This is a genomic window from Parablautia muri, from assembly GCF_009917485.1.
Classification (GTDB): Bacteria; Bacillota; Clostridia; order Lachnospirales; family Lachnospiraceae; genus Suilimivivens; species Suilimivivens muri.
The window spans coordinates 1-2057 of record NZ_QZDT01000139.1 but is presented as its reverse complement, the minus strand read 5'-3'; the positions used below and the strand labels follow the sequence as shown (position 1 = coordinate 2057).

The window sequence follows — 2057 nt, the reverse complement described above, 5'->3', positions numbered from 1 at the left end:
TCATTACGACAGTGAAGGGGATAGGTTTAACTGTCCCGGAAAGGAGGAACGGAGCCTATGGAAAAGTCACAGGAGCTTATCGGCATCTTACAGGCAATCAGTATCGTGGCGAAGAGCCTCGCCGCCAAGCTGGTGCAGATCGAGAAGGAAGTGGAAGCCTATGAAGCCGCGAAAGCGGCGCACGACAGGAAGATGAAGAAAGGATGGAGGCGCTGATGCGTAAGAAGGTTTTTATCTGCAGCCCCTTCCGCGGCGACATGGAAGGGAATGCGAGAAGGGCGGCTGTCTACAGCCGCATGGCGTGTGAGGAAGGGCATCTCCCCATTGCGCCGCACCTTTTATTCCCTCAGTTCTTGAACGAGGGGATAGAGGAAGAGAGGCGGCTCGGCATCGCTATGGGGATGGAGCTGCTCGCCCTCTGTGATGAGGTGTGGGTGTTCGGGGAAGCCACCGAAGGGATGGCGGCGGAGATCGCATCTGCCACAGAGCAGGGAAAGATAATCATTTTTAAGGAAACGGAGGGAATGTAAATGGGAAGTGAATTGTTAAGGATTGCGGAAGGTTTCTCCATCGTTGCGGAAGGTCTGCGGGGCCTTGCCAAAGCGGAGGGCGGCACGAAAGAAAAGACGGTGAAAGCACAGAAAGCGGAAAAGCAGGAATCTGTGGCAGAAGTACAGCAGGAATCCCCTGCCACGCTGGAGGGCATCCGCGCACTGATGGCGCAGAAGACCCAGGAGGGGAAATCGAAGGAAATAAAGGAACTTTTGCAGAAGTACGGCGCGGCGAAGCTCTCGGCGGTGAAGCCGGAGGACTATCCGGCGCTGATGCAGGAAGCGCAGGTGCTGTGATGGGAAGACACGCATTGCTTTCCGCATCTTCCTCCAAGCGGTGGCTTTCCTGTACGCCTTCCGCACGATTGGAGGAGCAGTTTCAGGAGGAATCTGGCGGCAGCGTCTATGCCGAGGAAGGCACCGCCGCCCATGCCCTTGCGGAGCATAAGCTGAAAAAGGCATTAAAAAGGCGCTCCAAGCGCCCGGTGTCTGATTACCACTGTGACGAGATGGAGGAATGCACGGACGGGTATGTGGCCTATGCGATGGAGCAGGTGGAGCTTGCAAGGCAGGAATGCAGCGACCCTGTCGTCCTGATCGAGCAGCGGCTGGACTATTCCGCCTATGTGCCGGAGGGGTTCGGCACCGGGGATTTGCTTATCGTTGCTGACAAAGTTCTGACCGTCATTGATTTAAAGTATGGGAAGGGCGTGGCGGTGGATGCGGAATGGAACCCGCAGATGATGTTATACGGGCTTGGCGCATTGGAATTATTCGATGCCCTTTATGACATTGAAACCATCCGCATGGTTATCTACCAGCCGAGGCTCGAATCCGTCAGCACATGGGAGATTTCCGTAAAGGACCTGATGGAATGGGTGGAGATGGAGTTAAAGCCAAAGGCCGTGCTTGCCATCAAGGGAGAGGGCGAGTACCATTCCGGCGACTGGTGCCGGTTCTGCAGGGCGAAGAACACCTGCAGGGCGAGGGCGGAGGAATATTTAAGGCTGGCGCAGATGGAGTTCAAAGCCCCGCCGCTATTGTCAGATGAGGAAATTGCGGAAGTCCTGAAAGTGGCGGACGAGCTTGCCAAGTGGTCTGCGGATGTCTACGCCTATGCACAGGACGAGGCGGTCACGAAGGGTAAGAAGTGGGCCGGCTTTAAGTTAGTCGAGGGCAGGAGCAACAGGAAATACACGGATGAGGAAGAAGTGGCCCAGGTGGCGCAGAAAGCCGGGTACACGGACATTTATAAAAAGACGCTCATCGGCATCACGGAGATGGAGCGGCTGCTTGGGAAGAAGAAATTTGCAGAGATACTTGGGAAGCTGGTCTACAAGCCCCAGGGCAAAGTGACCTTAGTACCGGAATCAGATAAAAGGCAGGAGATTGCCGCAGCAACCGCAGAGGCGGATTTTAAGGAGGAATGAATACCATGAGTAATGAAAATGCAAATTTGACAAAAGTGATCGTACCGTGCAGGTTTTCCTATCTGCACTGCTGGGA

The 2057-nt window shown here is 55.0% G+C and carries 4 protein-coding genes; all 4 read left to right on the top strand.

Features of this window, described 5'->3' with window-relative positions:
• The first annotated feature begins 57 nt into the window (after positions 1 to 57).
• From D5281_RS26340 to D5281_RS24655, 4 genes are read left to right on the top strand one after another with little or no spacing between them, the layout of a single operon-like run.
• On the top strand, positions 58 to 216 hold the full coding sequence (locus tag D5281_RS26340) for a hypothetical protein (protein WP_016302979.1): 159 nt from the start codon (positions 58 to 60) through the stop codon (positions 214 to 216).
• Positions 216 to 530, top strand: a complete 315-nt coding sequence (locus D5281_RS24665; RefSeq protein WP_160562496.1) for a DUF7768 domain-containing protein — start codon at positions 216 to 218, stop codon at positions 528 to 530. The genes D5281_RS26340 and D5281_RS24665 overlap by 1 nt, the downstream gene beginning before the upstream one ends.
• Entirely contained in the window at positions 531 to 848 is a 318-nt protein-coding gene (locus D5281_RS24660; protein ID WP_160562495.1) for a hypothetical protein, read from the top strand. It begins immediately after the preceding gene.
• Positions 848 to 1981 carry a DUF2800 domain-containing protein gene (locus D5281_RS24655; protein WP_160562497.1) on the top strand — a complete coding sequence of 378 codons (1134 nt, stop codon included), beginning with the start codon at positions 848 to 850 and terminating at the stop codon, positions 1979 to 1981. Before D5281_RS24660 ends, D5281_RS24655 begins: the two co-directional genes overlap by 1 nt.
• The last annotated feature ends 76 nt before the right edge of the window (positions 1982 to 2057 follow it).

What these genes read in the sequence shown, in the direction of transcription:
- D5281_RS26340 (WP_016302979.1), top strand. Translation starts at nt 58, where the DNA reads ATGGAAAAGTCACAGGAGCTTATCGGCATCTTACAGGCAATCAGTATC.
- D5281_RS24655 (WP_160562497.1), top strand. Translation starts at nt 848, where the DNA reads ATGGGAAGACACGCATTGCTTTCCGCATCTTCCTCCAAGCGGTGGCTT.
- D5281_RS24665 (WP_160562496.1), top strand. Translation starts at nt 216, where the DNA reads ATGCGTAAGAAGGTTTTTATCTGCAGCCCCTTCCGCGGCGACATGGAA.
- D5281_RS24660 (WP_160562495.1), top strand. Translation starts at nt 531, where the DNA reads ATGGGAAGTGAATTGTTAAGGATTGCGGAAGGTTTCTCCATCGTTGCG.